Annotated in this window: 18 protein-coding genes, 1 pseudogene and 1 riboswitch; of the genes and pseudogenes, 12 read left to right on the forward strand and 7 right to left on the reverse strand. The window is 67.9% G+C overall.

Annotated elements, in window-relative coordinates; genetic code table 11:
- The first annotated feature begins 14 nt into the window (after positions 1-14).
- From NS2_RS14110 to NS2_RS14125, 4 genes are read left to right on the forward strand one after another with little or no spacing between them, the layout of a single operon-like run.
- Complete coding sequence (locus NS2_RS14110; RefSeq protein ID WP_033089235.1) at positions 15-611, forward strand: Uma2 family endonuclease; 597 nt, start codon at positions 15-17, stop codon at positions 609-611.
- A gap of 43 nt (positions 612-654) precedes the next feature.
- A complete protein-coding gene (locus tag NS2_RS14115) occupies positions 655-1,233 on the forward strand; it encodes a TetR/AcrR family transcriptional regulator (RefSeq protein ID WP_033089234.1) in 579 nt (192 codons plus the stop codon).
- 47 nt (positions 1,234-1,280) lie between these two features.
- A complete protein-coding gene (locus NS2_RS14120) occupies positions 1,281-2,762 on the forward strand; it encodes a phytoene desaturase family protein (RefSeq protein WP_033089233.1) in 1,482 nt (493 codons plus the stop codon).
- A gap of 16 nt (positions 2,763-2,778) precedes the next feature.
- Positions 2,779-3,180, forward strand: a complete 402-nt coding sequence (locus tag NS2_RS14125) for a hypothetical protein (protein WP_033089232.1) — start codon at positions 2,779-2,781, stop codon at positions 3,178-3,180.
- Here the strand turns inward: NS2_RS14125 and NS2_RS14130 are convergent, their stop codons facing one another.
- The 5 genes from NS2_RS14130 to NS2_RS14150 form a co-directional block, all read right to left on the reverse strand.
- The gene (locus tag NS2_RS14130; protein WP_033089246.1) at positions 3,181-4,107 is read right to left on the reverse strand and encodes a cation diffusion facilitator family transporter; all 927 of its coding nucleotides are present in this window, start codon (positions 4,105-4,107) and stop codon (positions 3,181-3,183) included.
- Positions 4,108-4,176: 69 nt separating this feature from the next.
- A complete protein-coding gene (gene manA, locus NS2_RS14135; protein ID WP_033089231.1) occupies positions 4,177-5,406 on the reverse strand; it encodes a mannose-6-phosphate isomerase, class I in 1,230 nt (409 codons plus the stop codon).
- Positions 5,406-6,617 (reverse strand): hypothetical protein, encoded by a 1,212-nt coding sequence (locus NS2_RS14140; protein ID WP_033089230.1) that lies wholly within the window; start codon positions 6,615-6,617, stop codon positions 5,406-5,408. Before NS2_RS14140 ends, manA begins: the two co-directional genes overlap by 1 nt.
- A 73-nt stretch (positions 6,618-6,690) precedes the next feature.
- The gene (locus tag NS2_RS14145) at positions 6,691-8,067 is read right to left on the reverse strand and encodes a phosphomannomutase/phosphoglucomutase (protein ID WP_033089245.1); all 1,377 of its coding nucleotides are present in this window, start codon (positions 8,065-8,067) and stop codon (positions 6,691-6,693) included.
- Between the two features lie 24 nt (positions 8,068-8,091).
- The gene (locus tag NS2_RS14150; protein WP_096490703.1) at positions 8,092-8,490 is read right to left on the reverse strand and encodes a DUF3499 domain-containing protein; all 399 of its coding nucleotides are present in this window, start codon (positions 8,488-8,490) and stop codon (positions 8,092-8,094) included.
- A 233-nt stretch (positions 8,491-8,723) separates the two neighbouring features.
- Here NS2_RS14150 and NS2_RS14155 point away from each other — a divergent pair, with 233 nt between their 5' ends.
- A complete protein-coding gene (locus NS2_RS14155; RefSeq protein WP_071812126.1) occupies positions 8,724-9,203 on the forward strand; it encodes a metallopeptidase family protein in 480 nt (159 codons plus the stop codon).
- A 57-nt stretch (positions 9,204-9,260) separates the two neighbouring features.
- On the opposite strand, the gene NS2_RS14160 is transcribed toward NS2_RS14155, so the two are convergent.
- On the reverse strand, positions 9,261-9,521 hold the full coding sequence (locus tag NS2_RS14160) for a WhiB family transcriptional regulator (RefSeq protein ID WP_167659837.1): 261 nt from the start codon (positions 9,519-9,521) through the stop codon (positions 9,261-9,263).
- A gap of 599 nt (positions 9,522-10,120) precedes the next feature.
- Between NS2_RS14160 and cofD the strand changes: the two genes are divergently transcribed.
- The 4 genes and pseudogenes from cofD (at position 10,121) to NS2_RS14180 (ending at position 13,731) form a co-directional block, all read left to right on the forward strand.
- A complete protein-coding gene (gene cofD, locus NS2_RS14165) occupies positions 10,121-11,080 on the forward strand; it encodes a 2-phospho-L-lactate transferase (protein ID WP_033089243.1) in 960 nt (319 codons plus the stop codon).
- A complete protein-coding gene (locus NS2_RS14170; protein ID WP_033089227.1) occupies positions 11,077-12,441 on the forward strand; it encodes a coenzyme F420-0:L-glutamate ligase in 1,365 nt (454 codons plus the stop codon). The genes cofD and NS2_RS14170 overlap by 4 nt, the downstream gene beginning before the upstream one ends.
- A gap of 26 nt (positions 12,442-12,467) precedes the next feature.
- Positions 12,468-12,987 (forward strand): annotated as a pseudogene (locus tag NS2_RS14175) (NUDIX hydrolase).
- A 50-nt stretch (positions 12,988-13,037) separates the two neighbouring features.
- Positions 13,038-13,207, forward strand: a riboswitch (FMN riboswitch).
- 77 nt (positions 13,208-13,284) lie between these two features.
- On the forward strand, positions 13,285-13,731 hold the full coding sequence (locus NS2_RS14180) for a 6,7-dimethyl-8-ribityllumazine synthase (RefSeq protein WP_033089226.1): 447 nt from the start codon (positions 13,285-13,287) through the stop codon (positions 13,729-13,731).
- Positions 13,732-13,811: 80 nt separating this feature from the next.
- On the opposite strand, the gene NS2_RS14185 is transcribed toward NS2_RS14180, so the two are convergent.
- Entirely contained in the window at positions 13,812-15,152 is a 1,341-nt protein-coding gene (locus NS2_RS14185) for a cation:dicarboxylate symporter family transporter (RefSeq protein WP_033089225.1), read from the reverse strand.
- A 105-nt stretch (positions 15,153-15,257) separates the two neighbouring features.
- Here NS2_RS14185 and NS2_RS14190 point away from each other — a divergent pair, with 105 nt between their 5' ends.
- The 3 genes from NS2_RS14190 to NS2_RS14200 all read left to right on the forward strand — a co-directional run bounded on the left by NS2_RS14190 (position 15,258) and on the right by NS2_RS14200 (position 18,927).
- Positions 15,258-16,814: a sensor histidine kinase gene (locus NS2_RS14190; protein ID WP_033089224.1), complete on the forward strand. Its 1,557-nt coding sequence runs from the start codon at positions 15,258-15,260 to the stop codon at positions 16,812-16,814.
- Positions 16,811-17,524 carry a response regulator gene (locus NS2_RS14195; protein ID WP_228102638.1) on the forward strand — a complete coding sequence of 238 codons (714 nt, stop codon included), beginning with the start codon at positions 16,811-16,813 and terminating at the stop codon, positions 17,522-17,524. The genes NS2_RS14190 and NS2_RS14195 overlap by 4 nt, the downstream gene beginning before the upstream one ends.
- 245 nt (positions 17,525-17,769) lie before the next feature.
- Positions 17,770-18,927 (forward strand): alkane 1-monooxygenase, encoded by a 1,158-nt coding sequence (locus tag NS2_RS14200; protein WP_033089223.1) that lies wholly within the window; start codon positions 17,770-17,772, stop codon positions 18,925-18,927.
- The last annotated feature ends 4 nt before the right edge of the window (positions 18,928-18,931 follow it).

Here is an 18,931-nt window from a genome sequence, read left to right on the forward strand (position 1 = left end):
TGGAGTGAGGACAGATGACCGCCGATCCGATGCCGAAGGGCGATCGCTCGCTGGCGGGCTGGCCGGTACCACCTCCGGACGGGTATTTCGCGGAGGATCTCGACCACATGCATGAAGTGCCCGCGCATACCGAGTTGATCGATGGGGGCCTCGTATTCGTGAGTCCGCAGGCGATGTTCCACATGTGGGTCATCGGATTTCTGGATCGCGAACTGATTGCGCAGGCACCGGAACATCTACGCGTATGCCGGGAAATATCGGTCACGTTGGGTCCTCGGCAACGCCCAGAGCCCGATGTGATGGTGGTGTTGGCCGACTCGATCATCGGGCCCAGGCAGACTTCATTTCGGCCCGAAGATGTTCTTCTCGCTGTCGAGGTGGTGTCACCGGACTCCATCGAGCGAGACCGGAAGCGAAAGCCCTTGCTGTACGCCGAGGCGGGGATCCCCCACTTCTGGCGAATCGAGAACTGCGACGATCGCGCGGTGGTCTACATCTATGAACTCGATCCGGCTACAAAGGTTTACGAACCGGCGGGCATCTTCCACGATCGGCTCGAGGTCAGTGTTCCATTCGCGATCAGTCTCGATCTCACCCAAGCGGTACGGTGAAGGAACCATCGGTAGATTGTCTAGCGGTGCTAGAGTTTTCGGTATGAGTGCCATTCAGGCTCGCAAGGAACGCGAGCGTGCGGAACGGCGGCAGCGGATCGTCGATACCGCGCGTGAGATCGCCGAGACCGACGGGTGGGACGCGGTGACCGTGCGCAAGCTCGCGGAACGGATCGAATACAGCCAGCCCGTGCTGTACAGCCACTTCGCGGGCAAGGACGCCATCGTCTCCGCGGTCGCCGAGGTCGGTTGCGCTGAATTGGCCGTCATCACCCGGGAACTGCGGGAATCGGCCGATACCCCCGAGGCTGCGCTGCGTGCGGTGGTTCAGGGCTATCTCGATTTCTCGCGCGACTCCGCCGCGCTCTACGACGCCATGTTCGTGCTGCACACCGACCTGAAATTCGGGCCGGACGCGCCGCAGGCGCTCAAGGACGCCTTCCGTGAACTGCTGCTCACCTTCGCACCCTTCGCGCCGCCGCACGATCCCGAGACCTTCACCGAGGTCGCCTGGAGCACCCTGCACGGTCTCGCCACCCTGGATCGGAGCGGTCGGTTACGGCCGGACTTTCGCGACGGGCGACTGGAAATACTGATCGCGCAATGGGTTCGCGGTGAGTGATCGCACGGTTGCCCCGGACCGGGAGCGGACCGGCCTAGGCTGAACCCATGGCTGACGCTGTGGTGGTCGGATCGGGTCCCAACGGGCTTGCGGCGGCGGTGATCTTGGCACGGGCGGGGCTCGAGGTCGAGGTGTACGAGGCCGGGGACACCGTCGGCGGCGGGTGCCGCACCGGTGCGGTGACCCTGCCCGGGTTCCACCACGATCTGTGCGCGGGGGCGCATCCCATGGCGGTGGCGTCGCCGTTCTTCCGGGCCTTCGATCTGAAGGCGCACGGGGTCGAATTGCTCACGCCGCAGGTGTCGTACGCGCATCCGCTCGACGGCGGGCGGGCGGGGCTGGCCTGGCTCGATCTCGAGCACACCGCCGACGGCCTGGGGCGCGACGGGAAGTCGTGGCGGCGGTTGTTCGGTCCGCTGGTGCGCAAGTGGGAGGACCTGGTCGGGCTGATCATGTCGGATCTGCGGCATCCGCCGATCGATCCGGAAATGCTGCTGCGCCTGGATCCGGGCATCGAACTGCGGTTGCTGCGCCGCATGCTCGAGCAGTCGACGGCCCTGTGGAACACGCGTTTCCGGGAGGATGTCGCGCCCGCCCTGCTGACCGGCGTTGCCGCGCACGCCATCCGGCCGCCGCGCAGCATCGCGGGCGCGGGTGTCTCGCTACTGCTCGGCACGCTGGCGCACGTCGGCGGCTGGCCGGTGCCGCGCGGCGGCAGTCAGGCCATCGTCGATGCCCTCGCCGAGGATCTGAAAACCCATGGCGGGCGGATCTTCACCGACCACCGCATCGACTCGCTCGACGATTTCGCCGATGTCCGGGCCGTCCTGCTCGACACCGCCCCGGCCGAACTCCAGCGCATCGCCACGCTGCCGGCGCGATACAACTTCGCGCTCAACAGGTTCCGTTACGGCGGCGCGGCCTGCAAGGTCGACTTCGCGCTCGCGGGGCCGGTGCCGTGGCGGGCGCACGGCTGCGAGCGGGCGGGCACGCTGCACCTGATCGGCAGCCGCGCCGAGGCGGTCGCCGCCGAAAACGCCGTCGCCGCGGGCAGACTCGCGGACCGGCCGTACGTTCTGGCCATCCAGCCCGGCGTCGTCGACGCCACGCGCGCGCCCGAGGGCACGCACACCTTCTATACCTACGCCCACGTCCCCAACGGATCCACCGAGGATATGACCGAGGCCATCACGGCCCAGGTCGAGCGCTTCGCGCCGGGCTTCCGCGACCTCATCCTCGCCACCCATGTCCGCACCGCGGCCACCATGCCCGCCCACAACCCCAACTACATCGGCGGCGATATCTCCGCGGGCGCGATGACCTTGCGCCAGACCATCTTCCGTCCGGCCCCGCGCTGGAATCCGTACTCGACCCCGCTGCCGGGCGTCTACCTGTGCTCCGCCGCGACGCCGCCCGGCCCGGGGGTGCACGGCATGAACGGCTACCACGCCGCGCGCCACGCCCTGCGCAAGGAATTCGGTGTCATGACCGACCCGCTCGAACTCCTCACCGACCACTGGCGCATCTGATAGCTAGGCTCACCGCATGGCGGGTTACTCGGGTACGCCGTTGCCGCGCAAGCTCGGGATCAAAGAGGAGAGCCGCGTCCTGCTGGCCGGGGCTCCGCAGGATTTCGAGCTCGGCGAGCTTCCGGTGGGCGTGGAGCTGCACCGTCGCGCCGGAGCCGGACCCTACGACGTGATTCTCGGGTTCTGCCCCGACCGGGCCACCATGGTCCGCCGCTTCGCGGCCTGGCGCGGGCGGACGGCGATCAATGGCGGTCTGTGGCTGGCCTGGCCCAAGAAGGCCAGCGGCGTCCCCACCGATCTCGGTGAGAACGCCGTGCGCGAATACGGCCTGGCTCAGGGCCTGGTCGACAACAAGGGGATCGCGGTCGACGACATCTGGTCGGGCCTGCGGTTCGTCATCCGCCTGCGCGATCGCTGATCAGTGCTGAACCGGCTGTGTCCGGTACAGATCCGGTTCCAGATAGATGACCCGGGCGGCGGGAACCTCGGTGCGAACGCGGGCCTCGGCGGCGTCGATGGCGGTCGCGATATCGGCGATCTCCAGGCCCGGGACAATGGAAACCTTTGCGGCCACCAGCATTTCCTCCGGCCCCAGATACTGGGTGCGCAGGTGGATGACCCGGTCGATGTGGCGGCCGTCCACCAGCGCCGCACGGATCTTGCCGTCCTCCTCGGGGGTCGCGCCCTCACCGATCAGCAGGCTCTGCATCTCGATGATGAGAATGACGGCGATGACGCCCAGCAGGATGCCGATGGCCAGCGTGCCGACGCCGTCCCAGACCGGGTCGCCGGTCACCATGCTCAGGGTGATGGCCGCGAAGGCGAAGATCAGGCCGATGAGCGCGCCGGAGTCCTCGAGCAGCACCACGGGCAGCTCGGGATTGCGCGAGTTGCGGATGAACCGCCACCAGCTCGCATTCCCCTTGAGCGGTACGGACTCCCGCATGGCGGTGGTGAAGCTGTAACCCTCCAACGCGATGGCCAGGCCCAGGATGACGATGGCGACGATCGGGTTGGAGAGTTCCTCGGGGTGCTGGATCTTGTGGATGCCCTCGTAGATCGCGTACAGCGAGCCGAGAGCGAAGATCACCAGCGCGACCACGAACGAGTAGAAGTAGCGATTGCGGCCGTAGCCGAAGGGGTGGAGCTCGTCGGCTTCCTGTTCGGCGCGGCGCTGGCCCAGCAGCAGCAGGCCCTGGTTGGAGGTGTCGGCCACCGAGTGCACGGCCTCGGCCAGCATGGAGGCCGAGCCGGTGATGGCCGCGCCGACGAACTTGGCCACCGCGATACCGGCATTCGCGCTCAGTGCCGCCAGGATCGCCTTCTTACCGCCACCCGCAGACAAGTGAACCATCCCTTCAGTGTCCGTTTTGTCCTGAAACGCGCTTGAACGGGTGAGCCTACAGTTCGCTTGCTACTCCTCGCCGACCGCGGCGCAGAACAGTTGGGCCGGGCCGTCCACGGCCTGCGCGCGAATTCCGCCGTCGGCAGCGGAGATCCACGCGGCGTGCCCGCACTCGACGATCAGAGCGTGGTTGCCCTGGTGCATCTTCACGCGGCCGTGGGTGACCAGCGCGATCACCGGGCCCGACCGCACCACCGGGACCGGATCCGCGCCCTCGGCCAATTCGAAACGGCTGAGCGCGAATTCGGGGGCGGGGGTGTGATAGCGGAAGACGTTGTCGGACACCTGCTCCGGCTCGAAGACCGGCAGGTCGAGGGGCTCGAAGTCCAGGACACGCAGCAGCTCGGGCACATCCACGTGCTTGGGGGTGAGGCCGCCGCGCAGCACATTGTCGGAGTTGGCCATGATCTCGACGCCCACACCGCGGAGATAGGCGTGCAGGTTGCCCGCATCGAGGAACAGGCCCTCACCAGGTTCCAGGGTGATGCGGTTGAGCAACAGCGCGGCCAGGACACCGGCGTCGCCCGGATAAGCCTCGGCCAGTTCCAGCGCGGTGCGAATCTCGGCCACGAATTCCTTGCCCGTGCCGCCGCTTCGGGCTTCGGACAGGTAGCGGACGCAGCCGTCGAGGACCTTGGGCAGCAGCATGCTCAGGCTCGCCTGCGGCAGCGCGATCCAAGTGGTGAACAGCGTGCGCAGACCGGCCGAATCGGGCTGGGCGGCCAGCAGTCCGGCGTACTGGCTCAGCTCCGGAACCTCCAGCGCCTCGAGCAGCCGGACGGTCTGGCGCGGATCGCGGAAGCCCGCGAGTGCCTCGAAACGGCCCAGCGCCACCACGAGTTCGGGCTTGTGGTTCTCATCGCGGTAGTTGCGCATGGGGGAGTCGATGGCGACCCCGGTCTGGGTCTCGCGCGCGAAGCCCGCCCGCGCCTGCTCGGTGCTGGGGTGCGCCTGCAGCGAGAGCGGTTCCTCGGCGGCCAGGATCTTGAGCAGGAACGGCAGCCGGCCGCCGAATTCGCCCGCCACCGACCCGAGTTCGTGTTGTGGGTCGGCGCTGACCAGCTCCAGCAGGGATTCGCTGTGACCGTTGATCTGCACGCGCGCGGGGTCGGCGGGGTGTGCGCCGAACCAGAGTTCCGCCTCCGGATGCGCGGATGGAACCGGTCGTCCGCACAGCTGAGCGAGCGCGGTGCGCGAACCCCAAGCGTAGGAACGCAGCGCACCAACGAGTTCGTGCACTAGTAATTGCCCCCGTCGTAGTGTCCCGGTCCGGTGGCCGGGCGGGAACCGAGTAGTCGAAGATATGCGGCGGCCATCTCGAGCCGAAGCGCCAGCACGGCAAGCTTTTCCAGTTCGCCGCCCCGGCCGGTCCGCTCCAGCTGATCTGGTTCGCCGACGGCGGTCGCCTCCCGGTTCCGCGCCGAAACGGACGGTCCGGCCACCTCGGCGTCGATGGTCACCAGGTCGGCGTCAACCAGGCCCGCGTCGGAGCCGAAGACGGCGATGCGGCGGCGCACCGCCACCTCGTCCGGATCGGCGCTGAGCACGAACACCCGGACCTGTTCCACCGGGGCGGGGCCGTCGAGTTGCTCATCGTGGAACAGCGGGTCGAAATCGGGCGACACCGCCGACTTGGCGGCCTCGATCAGACGGCCGTGCGCGGCAATGGCTTCCGGCAGCGTGACGGCAGTGGCGATCTGCCCGGACACGGCCAGCAGCACCTCGGCGCCGTGCTCGGCGACCACGGTGGCGGCGGCGGAATCACCGGTCAGCACCGTGCGCTTGCGCTGCTGCATGCGGGTGGCCAGGGTCTTGGCGGGATTGTGGAAGGCCTCGTTGAGCGGCCCGTCGCGCAGCGCCTCCTCGTCGAGCAGGTCTGCCAGCGCGTTCAATTCGGGCACCAGCGGGCCGACGCGATGCGGATCGATGGTGCTCAGCACGGCCACCCCGGCTGCCAGATAGCGCAGCATGCGGTTGTGGTCGAGCACCCGCACGCGCGGCGCGAGGATGGTGGCGCGTCCCGCGGCGGCGGCGCGGATGGGCCCCTCGTCCGGCGCGGCCACGACCACTTCGGCACCCCGTCGAAGTGCTCGGTCGACCGCCTCGGCCAGGCGCGGATCGCCCGCGTCGTCGCCCGCCACCAGCACCACGTCCAGCGGCCCGACCCACGGCGGGATCGAAGTCGCCGGAACCAGCGGCATACTCGTGCGGTCGCCGAGCGCGGCGATGAGTAGTGCGGCGGCGCGCGCGGCGCGGCCGCTGCCGGAAACGAGGACCAGGCTGCGCGGCCGCAGATCGGTCAATCTGCTCAGTGCGTCCTCGGCCAGTGCCGCGGCGGTCGCCCGTATCTGGGCTCCCCCCGATGCGGCGGAGCACAAAACACCCTCGGCGTCGGCCGCCTCCAGCGAGGCGACGTCATCGAGGTCGAGTACCGGTGTCCCAGCGCTCATCGGGCGTTGCCACCTCCCCTCATCGGGTCACCAGACGCTGGTGAATCCAAGCTCTGTGATTCCACTATTCCAGTCAGGCGCGGACGATGCTCAGGATCTCGGTTACGAGTGCGTCTACTTCCTCCTGCGATCGCGCCTCGACATTGAGCCGCAGCAGCGGTTCGGTATTGCTGGCGCGCAGGTTGAACCACGCGCCGTCGGCCAGCTGAACCGTCACCCCGTCCAGCCGATCGACCGATTTCGCCTTGGTGCCGAAGGCTTCCAGAACCGCCGTGGTGCGTTCCTTGGCATCCGCCACTGTTGAGTTGATCTCTCCGGAGGACGCGTACGTTGCATACGCGGAGCCCAATTCCGACATCGGGCGCTCCTTCTCGCCCAGCGCCGCCAGCACGTGCAGGGCCGCGAGCATGCCGGAGTCGGCGCCCCAGAAGTCGCGGAAGTAGTAGTGCGCGGAGTGCTCGCCGCCGAAGATCGCGCCGGTGGCCGCCATCTGCTGCTTGATGAACGAGTGGCCGACCCGGGTGCGCACCGGGGTGCCGCCGAGCTCGGTCACCAACTCGGGCACGGCCTTCGAGGTGATCAGATTGTGGATGACCGTCGCGCCCGGCTCCTTGGTCAGCTCGCGCTCGGCCACCAGGCCGGTGATCGCCGAGGGGGAGACCGGGTCGCCCTTCTCGTCCACCACGAAGCAGCGGTCGGCGTCGCCGTCGAAGGCCAGGCCGATGTCCGCGCCGGTCTTGCGGACGTAGTCCTGCAGATCGACCAGGTTCTTCGGATCCAGCGGATTGGCTTCGTGATTGGGGAAGGTGCCGTCGAGTTCGAAGAACAGCGGCTCGATGGTGAACTGCGGCAGTGTGCCCAGCACCGCGGGGACGGTGTAGCCGCCCATGCCGTTGCCCGCGTCCACCGCGATGCGCAGCGGGCGCGAGCCGCTCAGGTCGACCAGCTTGTGCAGGAAGTCGGCGTAGGCCTGGAGCAGATCCACGCGGGTCTCGCTGCCGCGCTCGCCGTCGAAGGCGGGAACTCCGGCGATGACTTGCTCGGTGATGGTGGCCAGACCGGTGTCCTGCCCGACCGGCAGCGCCTTGGCCCGGCACAGCTTGATGCCGTTGTACTTGGCCGGATTGTGGCTCGCGGTGAACATGGCGCCGGGGCAGTCCAGATGACCGGAGGCGAAGTACAGCTCGTCGGTGGAGGCCAGGCCGATGTGCACCACATCGAGTCCCTGGGCGAGCACGCCGTCGGCGAAGGCCGCGGCCAGTTCCGGTGAGGAGTCGCGCATGTCGTGCCCGATGACGATGCGGGCGGCGCCCTCGGCGCGCATCAGCCGGGCGAAGGACCCGGCGACGTCGCGCACGAAATCCGCGTCGATCTGCTCGCCGACCACTCCTCGAACGTCGTATGCCTTGATGACTGCTTGAACGGACTCGGCGGACCGGGCGACTGTCATGGGGACCACCCTAGTAGGTCGCTGTCAGCTGGGGGGATCCGGTAGGACGCGTAGATGGCCCCTCCGGCCGGTGCGGCCCTGGCGGGTCGGGCGCTGCGGGGCGGGGGCGTATTCGGGGTAACCGCGCGGGTCGGGTTCCGGTGTGCGGCGGCGCAATCCGGCCTCGCGCACGGCCTCGGCCAGCGCGGTCAGATCGTCGTCGTCGGGGGTGGAGCTGGAAAACCCGCCCTCGTGACGGACCAGCTCCCATCCCTTGGGCGCGGTGATCCGGGAAGCGTGCGTTTCGCACAGATCCCAGGAATGTGGTTCGGCGACCGTGACCAGCGGACCCACGACTGCCATCGAGTCGGAATACACATAGGTCAGCGTCGCGACGGCCGGGTTCTTGCAGCCTGGACGGCAGCAACGACGCATGGGGATCACGCCAAGCAGGGTAACCCCCCCTCACGCCCCGCCGGTAGCGGACACGCTCAACGAACCCTGTCTCACCGGGCTCGGACGCTTTCAGTTCGCGGCCCGTCTCGTTCTGGACTGAGTGGAGCGGAGGAGCGAAGCGGGGGAGCGGAGGGAGGGAAGAACGATACTTCAGGGGCCGCGAACCCGCCCGTAGCGGAGCGAAGGGCAATTCGATACAGCTAAGGGTTAGATTCAGAGGTATGACGCGTTCACGTAAGAGGCGGCCGCCCACCGCGCGGTCGGTCATCCGTCGTGGGCGCGGTGTGCGCGGGCCGATGCTGCCTCCGACCGTCCCGGCCCGGCGCACCCGCGGCCAGGAGTTCGACCGGCTGGTGCTGGAGGCGTTCGCACCGCTCGAGAGCCGCTGGCACGAGCAGCTCACCAAGCTCGATATCGCCGTCGACGATGTGCCGAAAATCCGCCCACTGCACCCGGATTCGGTGACCTGGCCCGACGAGGTGGTGGCCGACGGACCGGTGCCGCTGTCCCGGCTGATCCCGGCCGGCGTGGACCGCTACGGCATGGCTACCCGCGCCCGAGTCGTCTTGTTCCGCAAGCCATTGGAGCTGCGGGCGCAGGATCCCGACGATCTGGTCGACCTGCTGCGCGAGGTGCTCGTGCAACAGATCGCGACGTACCTCGGGGTCGATCCCGATATCATCGACCCCGAACCGGAGTAGTGGTCCCGGGCCTGCCCGGCCCGGAATTCCTCTCCGCTGCAACAGATTTCGTGTGAGCTAAATGATGCCGCGCTTGAGGCGGCGGCGCTCGCGTTCGGACAGGCCGCCCCAGATGCCGAAGCGCTCGTCGTTGGCGAGGGCGTATTCCAGGCACTCGTCACGGACTTCGCAGCCCAGGCAGATGCGCTTGGCCTCTCGGGTGGAGCCGCCCTTCTCGGGGAAGAACGCCTCCGGGTCGGTCTGGGCGCACAGCGCCCGTTCCTGCCATTGTTCGGCCTCGGTCATCTGGCGACCGCCGCGCGAGAAAGTGTCGAACATGTCCTCGGCACCGGTGACGATCAGGCTCAGCCGCGGTGGTTCGGGCTGGTAGGCGGCTCGCGCCCACTGTCCGCCCCCCGGTCGTGCAGTCGTCATCGGTTCACCCCCCTCGTATCCGTTCCGTTCATCGGCGCAGAAGTCAGGTGCTGCGCCAGTCGTGGAATCGGTTTGCGATACACCGCCCGGAATGTCCGACGGGGCCAGCTCTTCGGCCATCGCTCCGCCTCCTCACTGTGTGTTAGCGCAGAATGATTAATCCGTCGGAGCCGATCCCACCGACGGCCCAACACCGCGGCGTAGTCCCGCGGCCATCCCCGAGCTCAGCGTCACTCCGGTGCGAACAACTGTTCGAAAACCCGTCCGCGCCTTGCACTCTCACGCGGACCCGGAATGACATGCCTGTGATTAGACACGCCGAGAGCGGCGATGGTCAAGCTGCCGAAGCAATTCCGTTACCATCTGCGACCCCTTCTGGGGTCGTTACCGCAGATCAAACAGCAAATTTACAGCAAATGAGCTACCGCCTGCTCTCGCGGCTCGAACGCATAGGCTGTGCGGATGTGACTCGAGAACAAGCGGACACGGCGCCCGGCACCGGCCTGCGGATCGCCGTACTGGTCGGTGGAGTCGGCGGCGCGCGGTTTCTGATGGGCGTGCGCGAGCTGCTGCCCGGCGCCGACCTCACGGCCATTGTCAATGTCGGCGACGACGTCTGGATGCACGGGCTGCGCATCTGCCCTGACCTGGACACCTGCATGTACACCCTGGGTGGCGGCATCGATCCCGAACGCGGCTGGGGGCACGCGAACGAGACCTGGAACGCCAAGGAGGAGCTGGCGAAATACAACGCTCAGCCCGATTGGTTCGGACTGGGCGACCGGGATATCGCCACGCATCTCATCCGCACCGAAATGCTGCGCCAGGGATACCCGCTCTCGGTGGTCACCGAGGCGCTCTGCAATCGGTGGCAACCGGGTCTGAAACTGCTCCCGGCAACCGACGATCGGTGTGAAACACATGTCGTTATCGGCGACCCGGAGAACCCTGGCGAACGCCGCGCGATCCATTTCCAAGAGTGGTGGGTTCGATACCGGGCGAACGTCGAGACCCATGGATTCGTGACTATTGGGGCAGATGCTGCGAAACCGGCGCCCGATGTGACGGAAATCATAGAGTCGGCCGACGTGATCCTGCTCGCTCCGTCGAACCCGGTGGTGAGTGTCGGAGCCATCCTCTCGGTTCCGGGCATTCGCGGCGCACTGCGCACAACGGACGCCAAGGTGATCGGGCTGTCGCCGGTGATTGGCGGAAAGCCGTTGCGCGGCATGGCCGATGAGTGCCTGTCGGTGATCGGAGTGGAGACCACCGCGGAGGCCGTGGGCAACTACTACGGGGCGCGCTCGGGCACCGGAATTCTGGACGGTTGGCTTATCCATACGGGTGACACCGCGGACGTTCCCGGGGTCGAGGTGCGGGCCATTCCACTGCTCATGACCGACCCGGCCACCACCGCCGAGATGGTTCGCGAGGCTCTCGATATCGCGGGAGTCAAACCGTGACAACCGATTCCACGCCGCCGCTTCCGGATCACGCGATCGGCGGCGAACTGCGCATTCTGCCCATCACCGGCCTGCCCGAATTCCGGCCCGGCGACGACCTCGCCGAAGCCGTTGCGGCGCAAGCGCCTTGGCTGCGCGACGGCGACGTGCTGGTGGTCACCAGCAAGATCGTCGCCAAGGCCGAGGGCCGCATCGTGACCGTGTCCGGCGACCCCGAGGAGCGCGACGCCGCGCGGCGGCGACTGGTGCTCGAGGAATCGGTGCGGGTGCTGGCGCGCAAGAATCGCACCCTCATCACCGAGAACAAGCTCGGCATCGTGCAGGCCGCCTCGGGCGTCGACGGGTCCAATGTCGAACAGGGCGAACTGGTCCTGCTGCCCACCGATCCGGACGCCTCGGCCAAGGCGCTGCGCACCGCGCTCGCCGATCGGCTCGGCGTGCGGGTGGCGGTCATCATCACCGACACCATGGGCCGGGCCTGGCGCAACGGCCAGACCGACGCGGCCATCGGGTCGGCCGGCATCCGGGTCATGCACGACTACAACGGCGCGGTGGACGGACAGGGCAACGAACTGCACGTCACCCTGGTCGCGATCGCCGACGAGCTGGCCGCCGCCGCGGACCTGGTGAAGGGCAAGCTGGGCGGCGTACCGATCGCGGTGGTGCGCGGCTTCGAATACACCGACGACGGGTCCACGGCCGCGGACCTGCCGCGGCGCGGCGAGGACGATCTGTTCTGGCTCGGCACCGAGGAGTCCATCGAGCTGGGGCGCAAACAGGCGGTGCCGCTGCGGCGTTCGGTGCGGCAGTTCGATTCGCGGCCGGTGGAACCGGAGATCATCCGAGAGGCGGTCGGGGCCGGGCTCACGGCCCCCGCGCCCCATCACACCCGGCCGGTCCGATTCGTGTGGGTGCGCAAGCGCGGGCTGCGCGAGCAGTTGCTCGAGGCCATGGCCGAGCGGTGGCGGGCGGATCTGGGCGGCGACGGCAGGTCCCCCGAGAGCATCGAGAAGCGAGTCGCGCGCGGCCGCATCCTGTTCGACGCACCCGAGGTGATCATTCCGTTCTGCGTGCCCGACGGCGCGCACGACTATCCGGACGAGCGCCGGCGCGCGGCCGAGCAGACCATGTTCACCGTCGCGGTGGGCGCGGCCGTGCAGGGGCTGCTGGTGTCGCTGGCCGTGCGGGGCGTGGGCAGCTGCTGGATCGGGTCCACCATCTTCGCGCCGGAGATCACCCGCGATGTGCTCGGCCTGGCCGCGGACTGGAATCCGCTGGGGGCCATCGCCGTCGGATATCCCCTGGAAGAGTTCGCGGCCCGCGAGGCGCGCGAGCCCGGGATCGGACTGGTCGAGCTGTGAGCGAGCGCAGCGAGCGAACCGGAGGCATGACCGCCGAATCGCTGCTCGAGTCCGCGACCGAACTGCTCGAAACCTGTTCCCCGGCAACGGGGCCGGAGTGCTCGATCCGCGAAGCCATGCTCGGCCTTCCTGGGTTCGGCGCCGCGCGGATGCCTGCGCGAGCACGCGGCCGGGCACATCACCGCCTCGGCCATCGTGTTCTCCCACGACGAGCGCGAAGTGCTGCTGACGCTGCACCCGCGGGTCGGCCGGTGGATCCAATTGGGCGGGCACTGCGAGGAATCCGACGATTCGGTCGCGGCGGCGGCGTTGCGCGAGGCGACCGAGGAGTCCGGAATCGAAGGGCTGGTGCTCGAGCCGGGCCTCTACGGTGCGCAGGCGCACCCCATCAAGTGCTCGCTCGGCGTGCCCACCCGGCACCTGGATCTGCTGTTCAAGATCAAGGCACCGGAAGGTGCTGTGCCGGTGCGCAGTTCGGAGTCCGCGGACCTGGCGTGGTGGCCGGTGGACGGCTTGCCCGCCGACTCGGACGTCCTTTTACGCTGAGTGAGTGCATGCCTTCCCCGCCCTGAAACCCCGTGTTACTGTCCGGTAGTACACGTTCTCAGGGCGGGGTGGAATTCCCCACCGGCGGTAATGGCATCCGGACCGATCCGGAAGGCATGAGCCCGCGAGCGCCAGGCGGTCGGCGACGACCGGCTGGGTCGAGCAGATTCCGGTGTGATCCCGGAGCCGACGGTCACAGTCCGGATGAAAGAGAACGCGGCACCGGCACGTCCGCATGCTCGGACGGGTCTGTTCGCGTCTATGCCCTGGGTGACATCGCTAACAGGAGGAATCCCCATGTCACCCAAGCCGAATCGCATCGCCCTCGTCGCCGCGCGCTGGCACTCCGAAATCGTCGACAAGGCGGTGGAGCACGCCGAGGTCGGGCTCGTCGAACACGGTCATACCGAGATCGATGTGATCGAGGTGCCCGGCGCGTTCGAAATTCCGCTGCAGATCAAGCGATTGGCGACCAGTGGCCGGTATGCCGCCGTCGCGGGTCTCGCGCTGGTGGTCGACGGCGGCATCTACCGCCATGATTTCGTCGCCTCGACCGTCGTGGACGCCCTGATGCGGGTCCAGCTGGAGACCGATGTGCCGGTGTTCTCGGCCGTGCTGACACCGCATCACTTCCACGAGCACGGCGAGCATCTGGCCTACTTCGCACGGCATTTCGAGGTAAAGGGCGCGGAGCTGGCCCATGCCATCGCCGCGACCCTGGCGCTGGACGCGGTCGGCGTCTAGCACCAGGGTCTGTGCGGGTTCCGTCGGCGCATACGGGGGGTAGATGCGCCGGCGGTCCGGGTTCCGCCTGGGGGTTGGGTTCAGGCGGGAACCAGGTCCTTTTCGGTGGGCGCCGCGTGGTCCTCGACCATGGTCGACTCGTCGAAGGGGATCTCGCGATTCAATACCGCGGTCACGCGCTCCGGGTCGATGGTCTTGGTCCAGGTGCCCACCAGCAGCGTGGCGACGGCATTGCCCGAGAAGTTCGTCAGCGCCCGGGCTTCGGACATGAAGCGGTCGATGCCGACGATCAGGCCGACGCCGTCCAGCAGTTCCGGCCGGTGGCTCTGCAGGCCGCCGGCCAGGGTGGCCAGGCCCGCGCCGGTCACACCGGCCGCGCCCTTGGAGGCGACGATCATGAACAGCAGCAGGCCGATCTGCTCGTGCCAGGCCAGCGGCTTGCCCATGGCGTCGGCCACGAACAGCGTGGCCATGGTCAGGTCGATGGCGGTGCCGTCCAGGTTGAACGAATATCCGGTCGGCACAACCACGCCCACGGTGGTGCGGTCCACGCCGACGTGCTCCATCTTGGCGATCAGCCGCGGCAGCGCCGACTCCGACGACGAGGTGGCGAAGATGAGCAGGTACTCCCGGGCCAGGTAGCGGACCAGCTTGAAGATCGAGGCCCCGGCCACCACGCGCAGCAGCACGCCCAGCACGCCGAAGACGAACAGCACGCAGGTCAGGTAGAAGGCGACCATGAGCAGCGCCAGCTGCTTGACCGCGTCGAGCCCGGTGCGCGCCACCACATTCGCCATCGCGCCGAACGCGCCGATCGGGGCCAGCCACAGGATCATGGTCAGGATCCGGAAGACCAGTTTCTGGATCGAGGCCACGCCGCGCAGGATCGGCTCTCCGGCGGAGCCCATGGCCTGGATGCCGAAGCCCGCCAGCAGCGCCACGAACAGCGCCTGCAGCACCTTGCCCGAGGTGAGCGAGGACAGCAGCGTGGTCGGGACGATGTCCTGGAAGAACTGCCAGGTGCCGCCCGCCGCCTTGGCGTCGGAGGCGTACTTGGTGACCTCCTTGGCGTGGTCGGCCACGTTCAGCCCCGAACCCGGGTGCAGCAGATTGCCGACCGCCAGGCCGATGCCCAGCGCCACCGTCGACATGACCAGGAAGTAGCCCAGCGCCAGTCCGCCGACCTTGCCGACCTTGGCGGCCGCCCGCACCGAGCCGATGCCCAGCACGATGGTGCAGAAGATGACCGGGGCGATCATCATCTTGATCAGGTTCACGAAGATGGTGCCCAGCTCACCGACGCTCTTGCCGAAGCCCGGCGCCAGCCAGCCGACCAGGATGCCCGCGAGCACGGCCGCGATGACGGCCAGGTACAGCCAGTGGGTACGGTCGCGGCGCTGTGGTGTTGTGGTGTCGCTCATCTCGCTCGGTGCCTCCGGGTCGGGGTGGTCAGCAAGAATCTTGGATGGCGGAGTGACGGCGGTCACTGTTTCGTAAATTATGTTCATGAGGTACCCGGAGGAGTCGTGAGAGGTCGCAGAACCCGGATCCGGCGCACGCTGGCCGGACAGGTGTTCGTGGTGCAGGTACTGGTGCTGGCGGTGGTGATCGCCGCCGCGGCGGTGCTCGCCTTCCTGCAGACCCGTCGGGTGCAGGACGACGCCACCCGCGCGGAGGTCATCGACACCGCGGTCGCGGTGGCGTTGTCGCCCTCGACGCTGGCCGGGGTGCACAGCCCGAAACCGACCGATGTGCTGCAACCGATCACCGAGGCCACCCGCAAGGCCACCGGCATGGACTTCATCGTGGTGATGGCGCCGGACCGGACCCGCTACACCCACACCGAGACCGACCGCATCGGAAAACCCTTCAGCGGCAATATCGATCGCGCGCTGGCGGGGGAGACCTTCACCGAGACCTACACGGGAACGCTCGGCCCGTCCATCCGCGCGGTCACGCCGGTGCGCGATACCGACGGCCGCATCGTCGCGCTGGTATCGGCTGGCGTCACCCGCACCCACATCGGCGAGCAGGTGCGCGCCCAGCTGCCCTTCATCCTGACCGCTGCGGCGGGCGCGCTGGGGCTGGCCATGTTCAGCTCACTATTGTTGCGGCGCAGGCTGTTACGGCAGACGCACGGGCTGGGTCCGGGTGAGCTGCGGGCCATGTACGAGCATCACGACGCGGTGCTGCACTCGATCCACGAGGGGTTGCTGGTCTTCGACAGATCCGATGTGGACGCCGAGGTGGTCAACGATCAGGCGCGGCTGCTGCTGGACTTGCCGGACGGGCCGATCAAGCGCACGGATCTGCCGGTTTCACTGCAGCGCTTGGGAACCGGGGTGGTGCGCGACGAAATGCACGTCACCCCCGAGTGGGTGCTGGTGGTGAACCAGGACGTGGTGGAGCACGACGGCCGCCGCATCGGCAGCGTGCTGACCCTGCGCGATCACACCGAACTGCGGGATGTGCTGGGCGAATTGGATTCGGTGCGCGGCTTCGCCGAATCGCTGCGCGCCCAGGCGCACGAGGCCGCCAACCGGCTGCACACCGTGGTCACCATGGTGGAACTCGGCCGGCCGCACGAGGCGGTGAACTTCGCGACCGCCGAACTCGAACTGTCCCAGGTGCTCATCGACCGGCTCACCGGCGCGGTGGCCGAACCCGCGGTGGTGGCGCTGCTGCTGGGCAAGGTGGAGCAGGCCGCCGAGTACGGGGTGGAGCTGACCGTCACCGGCGACACCCTGCTCGACACCACCGATCCGCTCAGCCCGCACGAGATGGTCACGCTGCTGGGCAATCTCATAGACAACGCGCTCGACGAGGTCGGGCACGACGAGGACGCGTGGGTGGAGGTGACGGTGCGCCGCGACGAGGCGGAACTGTTCGTGCGGGTGGCCGACAGCGGGCCGGGCATGTCGGAGGAGCTGTTCACCCGGGCCACCGAACGCGGATACTCCACCAAGACCGACCATCACGGGCTCGGGCTCGCGCTGGTGCGCCGCCTGGTAGCGCGCTACGGCGGCGAACTGCGGGCGCAGCGGGAACCGGAATCCGCGGTGATCGTGAGGTTCTCGCGGTGAGCCCGGCGGGCCGGAACACGATCCGGGTGCTGATCGTCGAGGACGAGCCGAAAATCGCTGCGGCACACCGTTCTTACGTTGATCGACTGCCCGGTTTCCAAGTCGTGGGCGTGGTGCACACCGGACGTGACGCCATCTCGATCGCGAAAAGGTCACAATCTTCCGGCGTCCCCGTTGATTTGGTGCTGATGGATATCGGCTTGCCGGATATGAGCGGCCTCGCGGTCGCGGCGGCGCTGGCGGGGTTGCGGCCGCGTCCGGACGTCATCGCGGTCACCTCCGCGCGCGATCTGGCCATGGTGCGCGCGGCCGTCTCGCACGGCGTGGTGCTGTATCTGTTGAAGCCCTTCACGTTTGCGGCCTTCCGGGAGAAACTGGAGCGCTATCTCGAGTACCGGGCGGCCTTGCCGGCGGGGGAGACGGCGGTCTCGCAGCAGGACATCGACCGGGCCTTCGGCGTGTTGCGCACCCCCGATCAGCGCACCACATTGCCGAAAGGCATTGCGCCGCAGACAATGGACGAGGTGTCGCGGGCGGTGCGGGCCGCGGCCGAGGGGCTGTCGGCGGGCGAAGTGGGACGCGCTGTCGGCGTTTCGCGGGTGACGGCCTGGCGATACCTGGAGCGGATGGCCGAAGACGGCGTGGTGGAACGGCGAACCGACTACGGTCGGACCGGGAGGCCGCAGGTGCGGTACGTGTGGTTGCGGTGAGTCGTCCGGGCTGTTGCATCGAGCCTGTCCGGTTGCGCGGTACCAGGATTCGCCAGTGGTGTGCGCGTGCGGGGTTGTGACGTAAACCACATGGTCGGTTGCACGGGAACCGACTGCTCATGATGTAACGGTTGCCACCTTTCGGGGCTGACCGCGTGCTGTAACGGACGCTAAGTTTCAAGATATGTAGCTGCGAAGTTCTACGAGGTTCGAAGAGGTTTCCAATTAGCGGGGCAAACGTGCAAATGGTCGGCAAACGCTCGGGTTCACCGGACCCGAAACGCCACCTGTGGGTGCTGGGGCTCATCGCCCCCGGGAGTGCGTTGTTGCCGTCGCAGCTGGTGTTGCACACCAAGCTCACGGTGTTCTGGTGGATCGGACCCATCATCGTTCTGATCGTGATCCCGGTGCTGGACTGGGTCGTCGGGGAAGACGGCACCAATCCGCGCGACGAGGACTACGAACTACTCTCCAACGACCGGTATTACCGCTGGTGCACCTACATGTTCCTGCCCGTCCAGGTGAGCGGCCTGATCATCGCCGCCTACCTGTGGGCCGGGGCCGAGCTGTCGATCTGGAACAAACTCGGGCTGGCGGCCACGCTCGGCTTCGTCAGCGGCATCGGCATCAATGCCGCGCACGAACTCGGGCACCGGGTGGAGCATCTGGAGCGCTGGCTGTCGAAAATGGCGCTCGCGCAGTCGGGTTACGGCCACTTCTTCGTCGAGCACAACAAGGGTCATCACGCCCGCGTCGCGACGCCGGACGACCCGGCCAGCGCGCGCATGGGCGAGTCGCTGTGGGAGTTCCTGCCGCGCAGTGTGATCGGCGGCTTCCGCTCGGCAATCCGGCTGGAGGGCGATCGGCTGCGGCGCAAGGGGCACCGCTGGTTCAGTGTCCACAACCACATCCTGCAGGCGTGGGCTATGACGGTCGTGCTGTTCGGCGGGTTGCTGGCGGTGTACGGCTGGCGGATCCTGCCGTACCTGTTGCTGCAGGCCGTGATCGGTGTGGCGCTGCTCGAAACCGTGAACTACGTCGAGCATTACGGGCTGCTGCGGCGCCGGAAGCCCAATGGCGCCTGGGCCCGCTGCTCGCCGCGCGACAGCTGGAACAGCGACCGGCTGGTCACCAATATCTTCCTGTTCCACCTGCAACGGCACAGCGACCATCACGCCAATCCGGGACGCCGGTACCAGACCTTGCGGACCTCCGAAGTGGCGCCGCAGCTTCCGGCGGGGTACGCCACCATGATCCTGCTGGCGCTGTTTCCGCCGCTGTGGCGCTCTGTCATGGATCCCCGCCTGCTCGACCACTACGCGGGCGATCCGAGTCGGGCGAATATCCAGCCGCGCAAGCGCGAGAAGATCCTCGCCGCCTACGACTACCCGGCGGCCGCCTAGTACT

The sequence above is a fragment of the Nocardia seriolae NBRC 15557 genome, assembly GCF_007990715.1.
GTDB classification, from domain to species: domain Bacteria; phylum Actinomycetota; class Actinomycetes; order Mycobacteriales; family Mycobacteriaceae; genus Nocardia; species Nocardia seriolae.

Excerpts from the sequence above, each read along its gene's own strand:
- NS2_RS14140 (WP_033089230.1), bottom strand. The coding sequence starts at position 6,617 with ATGAGCGCTGGGACACCGGTACTCGACCTCGATGACGTCGCCTCGCTG.
- NS2_RS14120 (WP_033089233.1), top strand. The coding sequence starts at position 1,281 with ATGGCTGACGCTGTGGTGGTCGGATCGGGTCCCAACGGGCTTGCGGCG.
- NS2_RS14125 (WP_033089232.1), top strand. The coding sequence starts at position 2,779 with ATGGCGGGTTACTCGGGTACGCCGTTGCCGCGCAAGCTCGGGATCAAA.
- NS2_RS14110 (WP_033089235.1), top strand. The coding sequence starts at position 15 with ATGACCGCCGATCCGATGCCGAAGGGCGATCGCTCGCTGGCGGGCTGG.
- NS2_RS14200 (WP_033089223.1), top strand. The coding sequence starts at position 17,770 with ATGGTCGGCAAACGCTCGGGTTCACCGGACCCGAAACGCCACCTGTGG.
- NS2_RS14115 (WP_033089234.1), top strand. The coding sequence starts at position 655 with ATGAGTGCCATTCAGGCTCGCAAGGAACGCGAGCGTGCGGAACGGCGG.
- NS2_RS14145 (WP_033089245.1), bottom strand. The coding sequence starts at position 8,067 with ATGACAGTCGCCCGGTCCGCCGAGTCCGTTCAAGCAGTCATCAAGGCA.
- NS2_RS14160 (WP_167659837.1), bottom strand. The coding sequence starts at position 9,521 with ATGTTCGACACTTTCTCGCGCGGCGGTCGCCAGATGACCGAGGCCGAA.
- NS2_RS14155 (WP_071812126.1), top strand. The coding sequence starts at position 8,724 with ATGACGCGTTCACGTAAGAGGCGGCCGCCCACCGCGCGGTCGGTCATC.
- NS2_RS14185 (WP_033089225.1), bottom strand. The coding sequence starts at position 15,152 with ATGAGCGACACCACAACACCACAGCGCCGCGACCGTACCCACTGGCTG.
- NS2_RS14180 (WP_033089226.1), top strand. The coding sequence starts at position 13,285 with ATGTCACCCAAGCCGAATCGCATCGCCCTCGTCGCCGCGCGCTGGCAC.